Source organism: Nonomuraea sp. NPDC049421, from assembly GCF_040677005.1.
Taxonomy (GTDB): Bacteria; Actinomycetota; Actinomycetes; order Streptosporangiales; family Streptosporangiaceae; genus Nonomuraea; species Nonomuraea salmonea.
The window spans coordinates 147,257-163,946 of record NZ_JBFAQA010000014.1 but is presented as its reverse complement, the minus strand read 5'-3'; the positions used below and the strand labels follow the sequence as shown (position 1 = coordinate 163,946).

The window sequence follows — 16,690 nt, the reverse complement described above, 5'->3', positions numbered from 1 at the left end:
CGTTAAGCGGCCGGGTGAACCTGCCAGGCAGACGACCTGGCGGTTCGGCCCGGAGAACCCCCGCAACCCCCGAAATCCCCCTCGAAGAGGGCGCTCCCGTAGTGGGAGCGCCCTCTTCGCCGTTCCTGGGCCCCCGGGACGAAACCGTCACCGCAGCGCCCGTGCTCTGAGCGCAAGCCCGATGTGCTGGCCGCAATTTCTGCCACCATCAGGCAGGGCCGGTGCTTTGCTGTTATCGGAGCCCGGGGGTTCGGGCTCCGGAGGCCCCGAGCTCAGAGGCCCAAAGCGGGGTGGTTTTCTCAGGTTCGGGCCGGCGGCGTAGGCGTGGCAGCCGTTGCGCCGCTGCCCGGAACTGGCGGGCCGTTGCTCGCGGCCCGGAGCTGGGGGCCTGGAGCCCCGAGCCCGGCCCGGGGTACGGCTTGGAGCGGTGCGCCTGGAACTGGGTCGTCGGTATCTCAAGTCCGGGCGGGGGCGGGTATCTCGGGTTCGGGTGGGGCGGTTGTCTTGTGTTTGGGTGGGGTGGTTAGCGCTGGTTTGGTACGGGGACCTTTGACCAGTCGATGTCCGAGCCGAAGTAGAAGCTCGGGTAGGCGGGCTGGTTGTAGCCGGTCTGCTGCCTGGCCACGTCCACGCGGTACTGCGGGTCGTGCATGAGCGTGTACAGCTTCCTGCCGGTCACCTCGGTGCTCAGGTAGATGCGGATCGCGGTGCTGTCGGTCGTACGGACCAGCAGCTCCTCGCGCCAGTCGCCGAAGACGTCGGCCACCAGGCCGGGGTTGCCCTTCGTCCAGTTGTTGGTCAGCGTGCCCTCGGCGGTCAGCAGCGTGCCGCGCCGGTGGTCGTCGATGGTCGGTGTCTGCAGGACGTCGGTGGCGGTGCCGTTGACGAGCTGCGTGGTCATGTCGGCGGCCCAGCGGATGCTCATGTTCGTGCCGGGGGCGTTCCTGCCGAGGTAGTCGCCGCGCGCCGACCACAGGCCGGCCTCGATGGCCTGGTCGGGCGGCATGGAGGACCAGGTCTCGACGCCGCGGACGTCCGGGTCGATGTCGCCGACCATGCCGCGGCCGGTGTCCACGCCGCTGTAGCCGCCGTGGATCACCGCGCCGGTGGCGGCGTCGCGCAGCGCCCAGCCGTACGGGGCCCACGCGCCGCCCTCGTGCACGGTCCAGATCTCCAGGCCGGGCCGGTCGGGGTCGAAGTCGCCCACGTGCATGGCGTCGCCGTGGCCGAGCCGGACGTTCTGTCCCGGCACGTTGCTCTGCGGCGGGGCGACGTCGAAGGAGGAGTACGGCAGGTCGCCGTCGTCGTCGATGGTGGCGGAGCCGTAGACGATCTCCTGCCTGCCGTCACCGTCCACGTCGGCCACGCCCATCGAGTGGAAGCCCTGCGTTGTCAGGCCGGCATATTTCGGGTTGCTGCCGGGGAGGCCGTGCGGCGAGGCGTTGAACGGGTTCGCCATCGGGGCGTGGCCGCTGTCGACGTACCAGCGCTGCTTGAGCCGCCTGCCGTCCCAGTCGTAGGCCACCAGTGTGCTGCGGGTGTAGTAGCCGCGCGCGAAGATCGCCGACGGGCGCTTGCCGTCGAGGTAGGCGACCGACGACAGGAAGCGGTCCACCCGGTTGCCCGGCTCGATCCTGCCCATCGCGTAGTCGCCCCACAGGAGGCCGTCGTCGCCGCGTCCCGGCTTGTAGTGGACGGTCTGCAGCTCGCGGCCGGTCGCGCCGTCGAACACCGAAAGGTACTCGGGGCCGGTCAGGATGTAGCCCGCGAACTCGCGCAGCCGGTTGTTGCCGCTGCGGGCGGGTGCGTAGACGTCGATGAAGTACGTCGCCAGCTCGGCCGCGTCGGCCCGGGAGAGCGGGTAGCGGTACTTCGGCTCGATGCCCAGCGCCTCCTCGATCGTCTTCGGCCAGTGCCCGGCGACGACCTCGGGGTGCTTGTGCCACTTCGCGAAGATCCCCGTGAGATGGTCGAAGTAGCCTGCGGCGCTCAGCCGGTAGTCGTCGGTGTCGGAGTAACCGGCCCGGCGATCCTCGCGCGGCATCGTGACGTAGCGCTCGGTGACGAGCTTGCCCTTGGCGTCGTAGCGAAGGATCTTCGTGCCGGGGGCGGTCTTGAGCATCATCTCCGAACGGCCGTCGCCGTCGAAGTCGTACACCAGGAACTGCGTGTAGTGGGCGCCCGAGCGGATGTTCACGCCGAGGTCGAGGCGCCAGCGCAGGGTGCCGTCCAGCTCGTACGTGTCCACGTACGTGTTGCCGGTGTAGCCGCGCTGCGAGACGTCCTTGGAGTTCGAGGGGTCCCACTTGACCACGTACTCGTACTGACCGTCGCCGTCCACGTCGCCCACGCTCAGGTCGTTGGCCGCGTACGTGTACGCCTCGCCCGCCGGGGTCACGCCGTCGGCCGGCTTGCTGAGGCGAAGATCATAAAACGTTTTAAGCCAGGGCGTGGCTGCAGGGCTCTTCCGCCCCTCGCGGCCCTTGGCCGTCGGCGCCACCTGATACCTGGAGCGGGACGTGCCCGCGGGGTCGCGGTAGTTGGTGCTGTCGGTCACCGTGGCGATGGCGCGGCCGTCGCGGTAGACGCGGAAGTCGCTGCCCGTCATGCCCTTCGCGCCGTGCCCGGTGACCTCGTCGCCGAGCAGTCGCCAGCTCAGGAACACACCCTCGCTGGTAGAGGCGGCCACCAGGCCCCTGTCGAGGTGCTCCAGGCGTGGGCCCGGACGGTGCTTGCCGCCTGTCGCCGTGGTGGCTTGCGCGGGGGCGGCGGTGAGGGGCAGGCACAGCAGGGCGGTCAAGCCTGCGGCCAGGGTGCGGCGGATGCTGCTGGGGGGTCTCATCGTGACGAGCTCCGCTCGTTGAATCGATTAAATTTTGGGCTGGAGATTATGTGGGGTTGTGAGGTTTGTCAAGGGTTCGTTTCGCCAGGTGGCGTCGGAGGTAAGGGAGCGCAGGTGGGGGCTGCGAACGAGCTTGAAAGCGTTCAGCGAGGAAGCCGAAGAAACCGCTCAGCGCAGCGCCGTCATGAACGCGATCCGAGCAGCCCTGCTCCGGGTCCGGGCGCCCGCTTCCGGCATCCCCCTGCCACCGCGCCCGCTCAGCCGCTGAGCGCGGCATCGGCAGGCTTCGGCGGTCCTCGCCAACACGTCAGCGGTTGCGGAGGTGATGACGATCTTCGTAGGGTGTGGCAACCCCACATGTGTTGATCGGAGCCTCAATGCGTGAGCCTGAGCCGACGCCCGCCGACCAGTGGTCCACGTGGGAGATGGAGCCGACCATCCCCAACTCCTGGCCGGGGCTCGATCTGGACCATCCGGAGGGATTCGAGATCTCTCGTGGCCCCGTGAAATCCGTGGGGGGCAAGCTCGTCGCGCTGGCCGCCGCGGCGGGCGACTTCAACTACAGCAGGGCCGACGGCATCGGCGTTTCGGAAATGCGCTGGGATCTGCCGCGCCAGCTGCACCTGATGATGGCCGAGGCCGACAGAACGGTCGCAGGCTTCTGGAACGATGTGTACGCCGAGACGGGCATGGCGGGGATGCTGATCGAGCGGGCCGCGGCCAACTACAAGCTCGCCGACCGTCCTCTGCTCGGCGACGTGCCGATCGAGGAGCTGCAGGATCGGGTCCATGGCCTGGGGAACGGCAGGCTGAGGGGGCCGAGCGACATCTACCCCAACGGCATCGTGCCGCTGACACTGTCGAAGGCGATCGACTACGGCGTCGGCGACATGACCGCTGAGCAGGCGAGGCGGGACATCGAGATCCTGGTGATGAACGGCGGTCACCGCGACCCGCAAAGCTACGCGCAGATGGCCGAGACCCTGGTCGATCTGGCCCACACGCTGCGGCTACGGGCGCAGGACCTGCGTGACAGCCCGTGGCATGGCGAAGCCGCCGTCAAGGCGCAGTGGGCGCTGCGGCAGACCTACGGCAGCGTGACGGCGCTGGCCGCCGTCACCGGCGCGATGAACAGGGCCAGCAGCCGCTTCCTGGAGGTCATCACGTGGTGTGCCCAGAACTTCGAGGCGATGGCCGACCCCGACCGCGGCGGCTGGGACGAGTTCTGGGACTTCGGCGGCACGGCGGACAGCCGTGCCCGGGACTTCCTCGCCCAGGCGAACAAGGCCTTCATGGAGGTCTACGAGCTGATGCCCAAGCGGATCGAGGAGAACCTGCCCGGGCTGCTCGTCAACGACGAGAATCACCTCAGACTCAAGTGGGATGTCAAGGACATTCATGAGAGCAAACTGGAGATGCCTCTCAGCGACTGGGACGACCCGTGGTTGCGGCTCTTGGAGCGCAGGAAAGACGCCTACGGGAAGGCCGAGGAGTACTACGGCTAGGGAGGTTCCTGATCCGGGGGTGCAGGCCCGCCGCCCCTCAACCGTTCCCCAACCGCCTGGGGACTGTCAGGGGGCGACGGTCGTGGGGGTGGGGAGGGTGAACGGCTCGGGGAGGGCGTCGGTGATGAGGTGGGTGACGGCCGGCCAGGTGCAGACCCTGATCGGGGCGCTCAGTTCGAACTTGCGGGCGTCGCTCACCACGACGGTGTCGCGGGCGATGGAGATCAGGCGGCGTTTGGTCTCGGCCTCGTAGGGGGTCGCGCCGTACACGCCGGCCTCGTCGAGGGCGGTGGCGGCCAGGAAGAGCGTGCGTACGCCGAGGTGTTCGAGCGCCGCGACGGTTTCCGGGCCGCCGAAGGAGCGGGTGTCGCGGTTGTACTGGCCGCCGATGCCGATGAGGGTGATGTCCGGCCGGGGGGCGAGGGCGGCGATGGCCGGCAGTGAGTGGGTGACGACGGTGAGACCGGCGTCGGCGGGGAGCAGCTTGGCGATCTCCAGCGTGGTGGTGCCCGAGTCGAGCGCCACCGTCGTGCCGGGTTCGATGAGACGCACGGCGGCGGCGGCGATGGCGTGTTTCGCGCCGGCGGCCTGGGTCGAGCGGTCGGAGAACGGTAGGGCGCCGGCGTCCGCCGGGGTGGCTCCGCCGCGCACCGCCCTGATCAGGCCGTCCTGGGCGAGTTTCTGCAGGTCGCGGCGGACGGTGTTGGGGGAGACCGCGAGCTCGTCGACCAGGGTGGCGGCGGAGACGTAGCCGTCCTGGGAGACCCGGCGCAGGATGGCGGCCCGCCGGCCGGGCGCGGATCCGTAACGCAGGCTTCCGGCCTCCTGCGCAGCGCCGGGCTCTGGTCCGGTGTGCCTGGGGTTCTGCTCGGAGCGCAGCCTTCTCACCTCCTGCTCGGTCCGTGGATCGCTGGGACGTAGCGTAGATCGTTTCGGTGCTGCCCGTTACGCGTACGCTGGGCGTATGGCCATGATGCACCAAAAGTTGGCACTTTTCCGCCAACTTATGGATTTATAGTGACAACATGACGCCGAACGGGCTGCTGGCCGGGATCGATGTGGGCACCACCCACGTCAAGGTGGGCTTCTTCGACGAACGGGGCGGCGAAGCGGCCACCGTCCGGCGCAGGACGCCCTCCGGCCTGCCCGCCCTCGTCACGGCCGTGACGGACGCGCTCGGGGAGTGCGCGGAGCGGGCCGGCCGGGGACCGGAGGCCATCGGGATCGCGGGCATGGCCGAGACCGGGGTGCCGCTCGACGTACAGGGACGGCCGCTCACCCCGCTCATCTGGTGGAACGACCCGCGCGGTGCCGCGGAGATCGCCGGGCTGAAGCCGGACGACGCCGCGCTCTACGCCGCCACCGGCCGCTGGGCCGACGCAAAGGCCCCGCTCGCCAAATGGATGTGGCTGGGCCGCCACGAGCCGGCGGTGCTCAAGGCGATGCGCTGGTGGGCCGGGGTGCCGGAGGCGGTGGCGTACGCGCTGACCGGGGTGCTGCGCTCGAACGCGACCCTGGCGGCGCGCACGCTCGCCTACGACGTACGGACCGGCCGCTACGACCCGGACCTGACCGCGCACGCCGGAATCGGCCCCGACCGCCTGCCGCCCGTGATCGGCGCGACCGAACCGGTCGGCGGGCTGAACGTGCACGTGAACGGCGTACGGCGCGGGGTGCCGGTCGTGATCGCCGGGCACGACCACGCGGTAGGGGCGTGGGCGGCGGGCGTACGGCGGCCGGGTGACGTGGCCGACTCGCTCGGCACCGCCGAGGCCCTCATGGTGCCCGCGGAAACGCTGCCCGGACCGCGCGCCGGGATCGCGCTGGGCGTCACGGCGGACCCGTCGCTGGACGGCGCGCGCACGGTGCTCGTCGGCGGGCTGCCCACCAGCGGGGCGATGCTCGACTGGGCGCTGCGCCTGGTCGGCGGCAAGGGGTACGGCGACCTGCCGGGGCTGCTCGAAGAGGTGCGGCTGCCGACCGGCATCGTGGTCGAGCCGTACCTGAGGGGGAGAGTGGCTCCGGCGCCCGACCGGGAGCGGCGGGCGGTGCTGGCGGGGCTGGACGCCGCTCACGGGCCCGGCGACCTGCTGGCCGCCGTCGTGGAGGGCACCTGCCTGCACGCGCGCTGGATGCTCGACGAGCTGGCCGCCGTGGCCGGTGTCGTCCCCGGACGGCTGGCGGTCTTCGGCGGGCAGGTCAGGATCCCGGCGTGGATGCGGATCAAGGCCGCCCTCTCGCCGGTGCCGGTCGAGATCGTCCGGTCCGGCGACGCGGTCTGCGCCGGTGCCGCGCTCATCGCGGGCCAGGCCGGTGGCTCGCCGGCCGACGTTCCCGTGCTGCCCCTCGAACGTCACCCCGAGGATCCGGCCCTGCGCGCCGCCTACCTCCCCGGATACGACACCTTCCTGACGCGAGCCGCGCATCCGAGAAACCCATCACCCGAACGGGAGCACGCATGACCACCCCAGACCGACCCACCCTCGACCTGCTCGCCCGCCCCTCCGGCGGGTTCGCCATGGTCGCCATGGACCAGCGGGAGAGCCTCAGGCAGATGTTCACGGCCGCGACGGGGGAGCGGGCCGGCGACGACACGCTGCGGGAGTTCAAGCTGACCGTGGCGCGGGAGGTCGGCCCGTACGCCTCGGGGTTCCTCATCGACCAGGACTACGGGCTCGAGCAGGTGGCCGCGGAGGGCGCGGTGTCCGGCGGGCTGATCGTGGCGGTGGACAGCCTCCAGCAGGACCCGGACGGCCCGGTCGAGGACACCGGCATCGACGACCGGATCGATCTCGAGGCGGCCCGCGCGGCGGGGGCGGTGGCGGCCAAGCTGCTGCTCATCTGGCGGGACGACGAGGAGCGGGGCCGGCGGCTGGAGACGGCGGCCGAGTTCGTCAGGAGGTGCGCCGCGGCCGGGCTGCTGTCCGTGCTGGAGGGCGTGGCGAAGCCGGCCGGGGACCCCGCCGGGTTCGACGGGCCCGCCGCGATCAGGGAGGCGGCCCGCGAGCTGGCCGGGCTGCGGCCCGACCTCTACAAGGCGCAGGTCCCGCTCGGCGGCGCCGCGCCCGAGGAGCGGCTGGTCGAGGAGTGCGCGGCGCTGGACGAGGTGATCCCCGTGCCGTGGGTGGTGCTGTCGCAGGGCGTCGAGCGGGACGACTTCCCCGCCGCCGTACGCGCCGCCTGCCGCGCGGGCGCGTCCGGCATGCTGGCCGGGCGGGCCGTCTGGAGCGACCTGGTCGGTACGGCGGACCTCGCGGCCGAGCTGCGCGCCACGTCGGTGCCGAGGGTGCGGCGGCTGGCCGCGATCGTGGACGAGCACGCCCGCCCCTGGACCGCCCGATGACCGGCCAGGCGCGCCGGGAAGGCGCGCAGGGGCGCGGGGAAGCCGTTCGAGGCACGGAAGCCGGGCGAGTGCGTCAGGAGGGCGTGCAGGAGACCGTCGCGATGGTGCACACCGTGCCCGCGCTCGCCGCCTCGCTGACCGAGCTGGCCAAGGAGGCGCGTCCCGGTGCCAAGGTGCTGAACTTCGTGGACGAGAGCCTGCTGCAGGACACCATCGCGGCCGGTGACCCGCCGCCGCACGTGCTGCGCCGGCTGATCGCCTACGCCACCTACGCGAAGGAGTCGGGCGCGGGCGTGCTGCTGGTGACGTGCTCGTCCATCGGGGAGGCGGCCGAGCGGGCCCGCCCGTACGCCGAGCTGCCGGTGCTGCGCATCGACGAGCCGATGGCGGAGGAGGCGGTGCGTACGGGCGCCAGGATCGGCGTGCTGGCCACCCTCGCCTCCACGCTTGGCCCCACCACGCGGGTGGTCGAGCGGGCGGCCGCCAGGCAGGGAGTGGCGCGGGAGGTGGTGCCGTACCTGTGCGAGGGCGCCTTCGAGGCGCTGCGCGGCGGCGACCCGGCCCGCCACGACGCGCTGGTCCTCGACGGCTTCGGCAGGCTCGCGGCGCAGGTGGACGTGGTGGTGCTGGCGCAGGCGTCCATGGCGCGCATCGTCGGGGACGCCCCGGCGGGCGCGGTGCCGGTGCTGTCGTCGCCGCGCTCGGGGGTGGCCCAGCTCGCGCACATGACGGCCTGAAGCCGCCGTGCTCACGGAGGCCACGCGCGCACGTGATCGCCGGAAGAGGTCGTCCTGGGTCTTGCTTGATGTGGTTTGTCGGCTTTCAATGAGCCCCATACGGCAAGATCCAGGAGGGTCCATATGCGTGGTTTACGGGCGTCCGTAGTCGCTCTGCTGATCGCCGCCACGGCGCTGCCGGGGGCGCCGCCATCCGTTCCCGCGGTCGCCGGACCGGCGGATCCCGAAGCGGCGTCGCTGGTCACGCTGTCCGTGCCGGACCGGACGGTCATGGAGCGGCTGGTGGCGTCCGGCGCCGACCTCACAGAACGCGTACGTCCCCAGGCCGACGGCAGCGTCCAGGTCGACGCCGTCGTCACCCCGACCCAGCTGACCGAAATCCGCGCGCTCGGCGCCGCGCTCGCGTCCGAGGCGCCGGCCGGGACACGAGCGGACGCCCGCAAGAAGCCGCCCTCGGGCGACCAGATCGTGGTGGAGCGGGCGCTCTGGTACAAGTCGCGCGACGGCTACTTCCTGTCCGTCGAGGCGTCGAGCAGCGCCGCCCAGGCCGCCACGCTCACCGTCGAGTGGCGCGGCAAGCGCGGCACGACGGGCCGGGCCGAGATGGTCGCGTACGTGGACGCGGGCGCGTACCTCGGGCACCAGTTCAGCACCCCGGTCCCGGCCGGTGACCGGCCGCAGAAGATCACCGTCACCTCGACCGGCGGCGGCAGGGCCGACGCGCACGTACGGGAGTGGCCCGACGGCGAACGCCCCGACAAGCACGACCGCGGCTACCAGAAGGACTTCATCACCCAGTACATGCCGCCGGCCCAGCTCAACGAGCGCATCAAGGCGCTGCACCGGCAGTTCCCCAAGCTCACCGACCTGATCACGCTGCCGTACCGGACGAACGGCTACCGCCGCCACGCCCAGGCCGTCATCGGCACCCCGCCGGGCGCCGCCGTCGTGATCACCTCGAACGCCTACGGCTCGGAGGGCGGCGACGACCTGTCCGTCGAGCTGACCGACCCCGGCACGCCGGGCAGCGCCTTGAACGTGAAGCTCGACGGCAAGCTCGTCACGGTCAGCCTGGGCACCGACGAGGCGGGCGCGCCCGTCAGCACCGCCGCCGACGTGGTCGCCGCGATCAACGCGACGCCCGGGCTGCCGCTCAAGGCGGCGCTCTACCGTACGGATCCGGGGGCCGGCGTCATGGCGCCCGCGCAGCCCGTCCAGCTCGACGACTTCCTGAACGCCCCCGCCGACGTCTCCAGGAAGCCGGCCGAGGTGCTGGCCCTGCGCATCGGCACCCGCCGCGACGGCTCGCGCACCGGCGTGCTCGCCTACGCCCAGGAGCACGCGCGCGAGTGGGTGACGCCGCTGGTCACGATCGAGGCCGCGGAGCGGCTGCTGCGCAACTACGGGCGCGACAAGGCCACCAGGCGGCTGCTGGAGCGTACGGACATCTTCATCGTCCCGACCGTCAATCCCGACGGCGCGAACTACAGCTTCTACGACTTCAACTCCCAGCGGAAGAACATGACCAACCACTGCCCGCCGCAGCAGTCCGACCCGGCGCTGCGCAACCAGTGGGGCGTGGACGTCAACCGCAACTACGCCGTCGGCTCGAACGACGACGGCTACTTCGGCGCCTCCGCCAACTGCCAGAGCGGCACGTACGCGGGCCCCGCCGAGCACTCCGAGCCCGAGAGCCGCAACGTCATCTGGCTGGCGCAGCGCTTCCGCAACATCAAGTTCGCCATGAACGTGCACAGCTACGGCGGCTACTTCATGTGGCCGCCCGGCGCGTACAAGGCCGAGGGCCGCGTCACGCTGCCCAGGCCGACGAAGAAGGAGGAGGCGTTCTTCGAGCGCTCGTCCGAGACGATCCTGGAGGCCATCGCCGCCGAGCGGGGCACCGTCATCTGGCCGCAGCAGACCGGGCCCGTGACGGACGTGCTGTACTCGGCGGCCGGCAACTCGGCCGACGAGCTCTGGTACGACCACGGCATCTACGGCTGGGACTTCGAGGTCGGCGCCGACCTGTGGAACGCCGATACCCGCACGTGGCAGGGCGTGGGCTTCCAGCCGCCGTTCGACGAGGGCCACAAGGAGGCGATGGAGTTCGCCGCCGGCCTGATCTCCCTGGTCGGTATCGCCGCCGACTACCGCGAACACTGACGAACCGCGGCGGCCGGGCCCGCACCCGGCCGCCCTTTCGCGCCGACGTCCCGCAAGCCGGAACCCCGGAGGCTCTTCCGTGCGCTTACCCCAAGCCCTGCTCGGCGCCGCCGTCGCGGCCGCCCTGCTCACCGTCCCCCAGAACGTGTCCATGGCCGATCCGGCGCAGCCGCCACCGCCGGCCGTCCGCGACTTCGGCAACGGCCCCGAGCGCAACGAGGTCGCGGCCGGCCTCCCCGAGCAGGCCGCCGCCGCCCGCTCCGCCGCGCAGGGCGAGGAACGCTCGTACGGCATTCCGCACGACCGCGGCTACCCGAGGCGCACCAAGCTGCCGCTGCCGCAGGAGAACCCGGCCGACGCCGCGATCAAGCTCGGGCTGGTGCCGTACCACGGCATCGCGCCCAAGCTCAACGAGCTGCAGTGGCGCAGCGACCGGGTGAGCGCGGAGATCATCGGCCGCTCGGCCGGCGGCCACGACCTCTACCTCGTCACCGTCACCGCGCCGGAGAGCGCGGCGCAGGCGCGCGAGCAGGCCCGCCTGCGCGAGCGCATCGAGAACGACCCGGCCGCCGCCGCCAGGGACCGCGGCCTGGCCAAGAAGTACAAGGCGCCGCTGTACGTCAACGCCAACATCCACGGCAACGAGTGGGAGGGCACCGACGCGGCGCTGCGTACCATCGAGGAACTGGCGACCAGCAGGGACCCGGCGATCACCGCGCTGCTCAAGCGCACCCGCCTCTACGTCAACGTCACCGCCAACCCCGACGGCCGCATCGCGAACTCGCGGCAGAACGCGGCCGGCTTCGACCTCAACCGCGACTTCGTCACCGCCTCCCAGCCCGAGGTCAGAGCGATGCGCCAGGTGATGATGGACGCCCAGCCGGTCGCCATGATCGACCTGCACGGCTACGTCAACGGCACGCTCATCGAGCCGACCACGCCGCCGCACGGCGCGAACTACGAGTACGACCTGTTCATCACCAATACCTACGCCAACGGCCTCGGCATGGAGGCCGCGGTCAACGGGCTCGGCTACACGCCGGAGAAGGACGGCGTGCAGCCGGCGCAGATCCCGTTCCGCGACTCGGCGGAGGGCTGGGACGACTGGCCGCCGATCTTCACCCCGCAGTACGCGCCCTTCCACGGCGCCGTCGCCGCGCACACGGTGGAGATCCCGCTGCGGGTCAACAACGCCGACTACGCCAATTTGCCGGTCGAGGAGCTGCGGCGGCGCTCGGCGATCAACACCGACGTGGCGGCGGCGGCCATCCGCGCCACCTACCGCTTCGTCCAGGACCGCCACGACCGGCTGATCGCCGACCAGATCGAGGTGTTCAGGCGGGGCGCGGCGGGCGAGCCGGCCAAGGCGGTGCCGCTCGGCATCGTGCCGGGCTTCGGCCCCGAGGACGTCTACACGACCACCTTCCCCCGCGCCTACGCCATCCCGGCCGGCACTCCTGCCGCCGCCCGGCTGGTGGACCACCTGATCGCCAACGACGTCCGGGTGGAGCGGGCGAAGACGGCGTTCCGCCAGGGCGGGAAGACGTACCCGGCGGGCACGTACGTCGTGGACATGCGCCAGCCCAAGCGCGGCCTGGCGAACGTCATGCTGGAGCCGGGCGCGGACATCTCCCCCCGCGTCGATGCCATGTACGACATCTCGGGCTGGAGCCACGCCCTGCTCTGGGGCGCCCAGGTGGAGCCGCTGACCTCGCTGCGCGCCCACACCACGCCGGTCAAGGTCGCCGCGCCCACCGGCTCGGTGCCGCGCACGTCAGGGCCGCTCGCCCTGAAGGTGGCCGACGCCCAGGACGTGCGGGCGCTCAACGACCTGCTCGCCCAGGGCGTGGCCGTGCGCTGGGACGGCGGCGCCGCGGTGATTCCGTCCGCTGCCAGGCAGGCGGCCAGGGTCGTCGCCGACCGCCACGGCGTCGCCTTCACCCCGGCCCGCACGCCGGGCGGGGTCCCGCTCGCCCAGGTCAGGGTGGCCGCCGCGGCGTCCGCCGACGAGCTGTTCACGCTGCGCGAGCTGGGCTTCGACGTCACGCCCGTCTCGACCGCCGTGCTCAACCAGGGCTTCGACTGGAGCGGCACCGACGTCCTGTGGGTCTCCAGCGGGCTCGGCCACGCCGCGCTCACGCCGCAGGCGCGGGCGGACCTGGAGGCGTTCCTCGGGTCGGGCGGCGTCATCACGCGTGGCCGTACGGGCGCCGCGTTCAACGCCGCAGCCGGGCTGCTCACCGCCACCACGGTGGAGGGCCGCTCGGACGCCAACGGCGTGGTCCGCACGGTCGCGAACGGCGGCCAGGTCGGCGGCGCCGCGACGGGTCACTCGTTCGTGTACTCGCCGCTCTGGTTCACCGGGCTCGGGTCCGAGGTGGCGGTGGAGCAGTCGTACGCGGCCGACGGCCCGCTCGTCTCGGGTCACTGGCGGGCCACCGCGGCCGGCGCCGGAGGCCCCGAGTCGGCCAGGGGCCAGGCGGCGGTGATCAGCGGCAGGGACGAGCGCGGCGCGGCGGTCGTCATGTTCGGCACCGAGCCGATGTTCCGCAACCACCCCAAGGGCCTGTTCCCGCAGGTGGCAAGGGCGGTGTACTGGGCCGCCTCGGTCACCGGCGCAGCGGTCACCACCCCGTGATCTGGTAATCTCTCCTTACTCCATCCCTTCCGGCCGGTCATCGTTGGCGATGCCGGCCGGAATTGTCTTATGACCTCTTTTGCGATCTGCCCCGTCACCGCCTCCGACCGGCCCGTCGTCGAACGGCTGTGGCTGATGTTCCGTCATGACATGTCCGAGTTCCAGGGCGGTCTGCCCCGCCCCGACGCCACCTTCCGCAGTGAGCGCCTCGAGTCCGCCTTCGCCGACCCCGGCTGGGCGGCGTACCTCATGAGCTGCGGCGACCGGCCCGCAGGTTTCGCGTTCGTGCGCGGGCTCGACGGGCCGGTCAGGGTGCTGAACAGCTTCTTCGTGGTACGCGCCGCCCGCCGCTCCGGTCTCGGCCTGCGGGCCGTCAGGGTCGTCGTCGCCCGGCACCCGGGACGGTGGGAGATCGCGTTCCAGGAGGCCAACACCGGTGCCGTGGCGTTCTGGCGCCGGGTCGCCGCCGACCTGGCCGGCGACGCCTGGACCGAGGAGCGCCGTCCCGTGCCGGGCAGGCCGGAGGTGCCGCCGGACACGTGGATCGCCTTCACCGCCGCCTGAGCGGGTTCCCGCCCCCGGCGAGCGGTCGCCGGGGGCGGGGGAGCGGTCAGCCGGCCGGGGCGTAGCCGGCCGGGCGGGTGGTGAACGTGCCGCGGCCCTGCGTACGGCTGCGCAGCCGGGTCGCGTACCCGAACACCTCGGCCAGCGGCACCACCGCGGTGATGACCACGGCGCCGCCGCGCGCCTGCGAGCCCGACACGCGCCCGCGCCGCGCCGACAGGTCGCCCAGCACCGCGCCCGCCATGGCGTCCGGCACCGTCACCGTCACCTCGGCCACCGGCTCGAGCAGCACCATCGTGCAGGCCCGCAGCGCCTCGCGGAGCGCGAGCCTGCCCGCCGTGCGGAACGCCATCTCCGACGAGTCCTTCACGTGCGTGGCCCCGTCGGTCAGCGTCACCCGCAGCCCGGTCACCGGATGCCCGCCGAGCGGCCCCGAGGCCAGCGCGTCGCGGCAGCCGGCCTCGACCGCGCGCACGTACTCGCGCGGCACCCGGCCGCCGGTGACCGTGGACGCGAACGCGAAGCCCTCCTCCAGCGGCTCCACGTCCAGCACGACGTGCGCGAACTGCCCGGCGCCCCCGTCCTGCTTGACGTGCCGGTAGACCAGGCCCGACACCCCGCGCGTGACGGCCTCGCGGCAGGCGACCTGCGGCCGGCCGACGGTGACCTCCAGGCGGTGGTCGCGGCGCAGCTTCTCCGCGGCCACCTCCAGGTGCAGCTCGCCCATGCCGGACAGCACGGTCTGCCCGGTCTCGGCGTCCGTGCGGACCGACAGCGACGGGTCCTCCTCGGCCAGCCGGGCCAGCGCCGCCGCCAGCCGGTCGCCGTCGACGCTCCTGCGCGGCTCCACGGCCACCGACACCACCGGCTCCGTCGCGTTCGGCGGCTCCAGCAGCAGCGGCGACTCCCGCGCGCACAGCGTCGTGCCGGTGCGGGCCGACTTCGGCCCGACGACCGCGACGATGTCACCCGCCACCGCGGCCTCCGTCTCGGCGTGCCGGTCGGCCTGCACCCGCAGGATGCGGGCGATCCGCTCGGTCCCGCCGGTGCCCGCGTCGAGCACCGTGTCGCCCTTGCGCAGCGTGCCGGAGTAGACCCGCAGGTACGTCAGCCGCCCCGACGCGGTCGAGGTCACCTTGAACACCAGCGCCGCCAGCGGAGCCGCCGGGTCGGCCGGCCGTTCCTCGCCGTCCTGGCCGTGCACGGCGGGCACGTCCAGCGGCGAGGGCAGATAACGGACGACCGCGTCGAGCAGCGGCTCGATACCCCGGTTCCGGTACGCGGAGCCGCACAGCACGACCACGCCCGCACCCGTACGGGTCAGGTCGCGCAGCGCGCCGGCCAGCGTCGCCTCGGAGAGCGACGGCTCGGCGCAGAACTCCTCCAGCGCCCCGGCGTGCAGCTCGGCCACCGCCTCCTCCAGCAGCCTGCGCCGCCGCCGCGCCTCGGCCAGCAGCTCCTCCGGCACCGGCCCCGCCTCGCAGCCGTCGCCCGACCAGACCAGCGCCCGCATGGCGACCAGGTCGACCACGCCGGTGAAGCCGTCCTCGTGCCCGATCGGCAGCTGCACGACCAGCGGCGCGGGGTGCAGCCGCGCCCGGATCGAGGCGACGGCCGCGTCCAGGTCGGCGCCGGGCCGGTCCAGCTTGTTGACGAACGCGACGCGCGGCACGCCGTACCGGTCGGCCCGCCGCCACACCGACTCGCTCTGCGGCTCGACGCCGGCCACGCCGTCGAACACGGCGATCGCGCCGTCCAGCACCCGCAGCGAGCGCTCGACCTCGTCGGAGAAGTCCACGTGGCCGGGCGTGTCGATGAGGTTGATCCGGTGGCCGTCCCACACGCAGCTCACCGCGGCGGCGAAGATCGTGATGCCGCGGTCGCGCTCCTGCGGGTCGAAGTCGGTGACGGTGGTGCCGTCGTGCACCTCGCCGCGCTTGTAGGTGGCGCCGGTGACGTACAGCATGCGTTCGGTGACGGTGGTCTTGCCGGCGTCGACGTGCGCGAGGATGCCGAGGTTGCGGACGGTGGTCAAAGGAGAGGAAAGGTGAGCACGCACGGCTCTACAGCCTTTCGGGGATGTTTCCGAACAGGACTGCGCGATTGAGCCCGGCGAACGGGGTCTTCGTCAGGGCAGCGGCCGGCGCCGGCCGCGCAGCGGGCGCCGGGGCGACGAAGACACCAGAATCACCTCGTGACGCGACGGGGGGACGACGGCAGCGGTGCTGTGGCGCACGGCCGGCTCCCTTCCTTCGTCGCGTGGTGATGTCGGTGGCGAGTGTAGTGATCCAGGAATTCCGGGGGCAACGGATTTCCGTGCGCGGCAGGGGATGCGGGGCCGTCGCCGCCGGTCAGGTGGGATGAGAAGGCGTTTGATGATGTGGCGTCGATGGTAGAGGCACAGGTAGCAGGGGATTAGGAGATCGCCCCGCTATCGGGAGCCTTCAATCGAGAAGGCGTGATAGGCGGTCTCCGCGGTTGTTGAGACCGCCGGATCGGGGGAACCCAATGCGCAAGACCCTCACCGGGCTGGGCCTGGCGTTCTTTCTCACGCTGGCACCGGCCACCGCAGCCACGGCTGAGGCACCGGCCGCGCCGGTGGCACAGAGTCAGGTGACACCCGCACCGCAGCAGAACAGGGACGAGGGAGGCGGCAACGCCGGCCTTTGGGGCCTGCTCGGCCTCCTGGGACTGCTGGGCTTCGCCGGCATGCGCAAGCAGCGCAATCACGTCGGCAGCGCGGAGCACGTCACACACCGCGGCAACAGGCCGTAGACAGGCCCGGCCCCGGCCGCCGGCCGGGGTGACGTCCCGACGGTGACACGGCTGCCGTCCCACGTCAGCCGTGTCACGCGGGTGCGCCGCTCGACCATCACCCGGTTCATCACCCGGTTCATC

11 protein-coding genes are annotated in these 16,690 nt (G+C 72.3%); 8 read left to right on the top strand and 3 right to left on the bottom strand.

Annotation, left to right across the window (positions count from 1 at the left end; translation table 11 throughout):
* Nucleotides 1-523 precede the first annotated feature (523 nt).
* Nucleotides 524-2,842, bottom strand: coding sequence for a rhamnogalacturonan lyase (locus AB0K18_RS24585; RefSeq protein ID WP_364918105.1), 2,319 nt, complete (start codon nt 2,840-2,842; stop codon nt 524-526).
* 425 nt (nt 2,843-3,267) lie between these two features.
* Between AB0K18_RS24585 and AB0K18_RS24580 the strand changes: the two genes are divergently transcribed.
* Entirely contained in the window at nt 3,268-4,347 is a 1,080-nt protein-coding gene (locus tag AB0K18_RS24580) for a hypothetical protein (protein ID WP_364918103.1), read from the top strand.
* A 66-nt stretch (nt 4,348-4,413) separates the two neighbouring features.
* Here AB0K18_RS24580 and AB0K18_RS24575 read toward each other — a convergent pair whose 3' ends face one another.
* Nucleotides 4,414-5,235: a DeoR/GlpR family DNA-binding transcription regulator gene (locus tag AB0K18_RS24575; protein WP_364918101.1), complete on the bottom strand. Its 822-nt coding sequence runs from the start codon at nt 5,233-5,235 to the stop codon at nt 4,414-4,416.
* Nucleotides 5,236-5,372: 137 nt separating this feature from the next.
* On the opposite strand from AB0K18_RS24575, the gene AB0K18_RS24570 reads away from it, so the two are divergent.
* From AB0K18_RS24570 to AB0K18_RS24545, 6 genes are all read left to right on the top strand, one after another.
* On the top strand, nt 5,373-6,809 hold the full coding sequence (locus AB0K18_RS24570; RefSeq protein ID WP_364918098.1) for an FGGY family carbohydrate kinase: 1,437 nt from the start codon (nt 5,373-5,375) through the stop codon (nt 6,807-6,809).
* A complete protein-coding gene (locus tag AB0K18_RS24565) occupies nt 6,806-7,690 on the top strand; it encodes a hypothetical protein (protein WP_364918096.1) in 885 nt (294 codons plus the stop codon). Before AB0K18_RS24570 ends, AB0K18_RS24565 begins: the two co-directional genes overlap by 4 nt.
* Nucleotides 7,691-7,773: 83 nt before the next feature.
* Nucleotides 7,774-8,427 carry an aspartate/glutamate racemase family protein gene (locus tag AB0K18_RS24560; protein WP_364918094.1) on the top strand — a complete coding sequence of 218 codons (654 nt, stop codon included), beginning with the start codon at nt 7,774-7,776 and terminating at the stop codon, nt 8,425-8,427.
* Nucleotides 8,428-8,550: 123 nt separating this feature from the next.
* Complete coding sequence (locus tag AB0K18_RS24555) at nt 8,551-10,590, top strand: M14 family zinc carboxypeptidase (RefSeq protein ID WP_364918091.1); 2,040 nt, start codon at nt 8,551-8,553, stop codon at nt 10,588-10,590.
* A gap of 79 nt (nt 10,591-10,669) precedes the next feature.
* The gene (locus AB0K18_RS24550; RefSeq protein ID WP_364918088.1) at nt 10,670-13,228 is read left to right on the top strand and encodes a M14 family zinc carboxypeptidase; all 2,559 of its coding nucleotides are present in this window, start codon (nt 10,670-10,672) and stop codon (nt 13,226-13,228) included.
* A 69-nt stretch (nt 13,229-13,297) separates the two neighbouring features.
* A complete protein-coding gene (locus tag AB0K18_RS24545) occupies nt 13,298-13,792 on the top strand; it encodes a GNAT family N-acetyltransferase (RefSeq protein ID WP_364918085.1) in 495 nt (164 codons plus the stop codon).
* Nucleotides 13,793-13,838: 46 nt separating this feature from the next.
* Here the strand turns inward: AB0K18_RS24545 and fusA are convergent, their stop codons facing one another.
* Nucleotides 13,839-15,827, bottom strand: coding sequence for an elongation factor G (fusA, locus tag AB0K18_RS24540; protein WP_364918083.1), 1,989 nt, complete (start codon nt 15,825-15,827; stop codon nt 13,839-13,841).
* 473 nt (nt 15,828-16,300) lie between these two features.
* Here fusA and AB0K18_RS24535 point away from each other — a divergent pair, with 473 nt between their 5' ends.
* Nucleotides 16,301-16,567 carry a WGxxGxxG family protein gene (locus AB0K18_RS24535; RefSeq protein WP_345403963.1) on the top strand — a complete coding sequence of 89 codons (267 nt, stop codon included), beginning with the start codon at nt 16,301-16,303 and terminating at the stop codon, nt 16,565-16,567.
* The last annotated feature ends 123 nt before the right edge of the window (nt 16,568-16,690 follow it).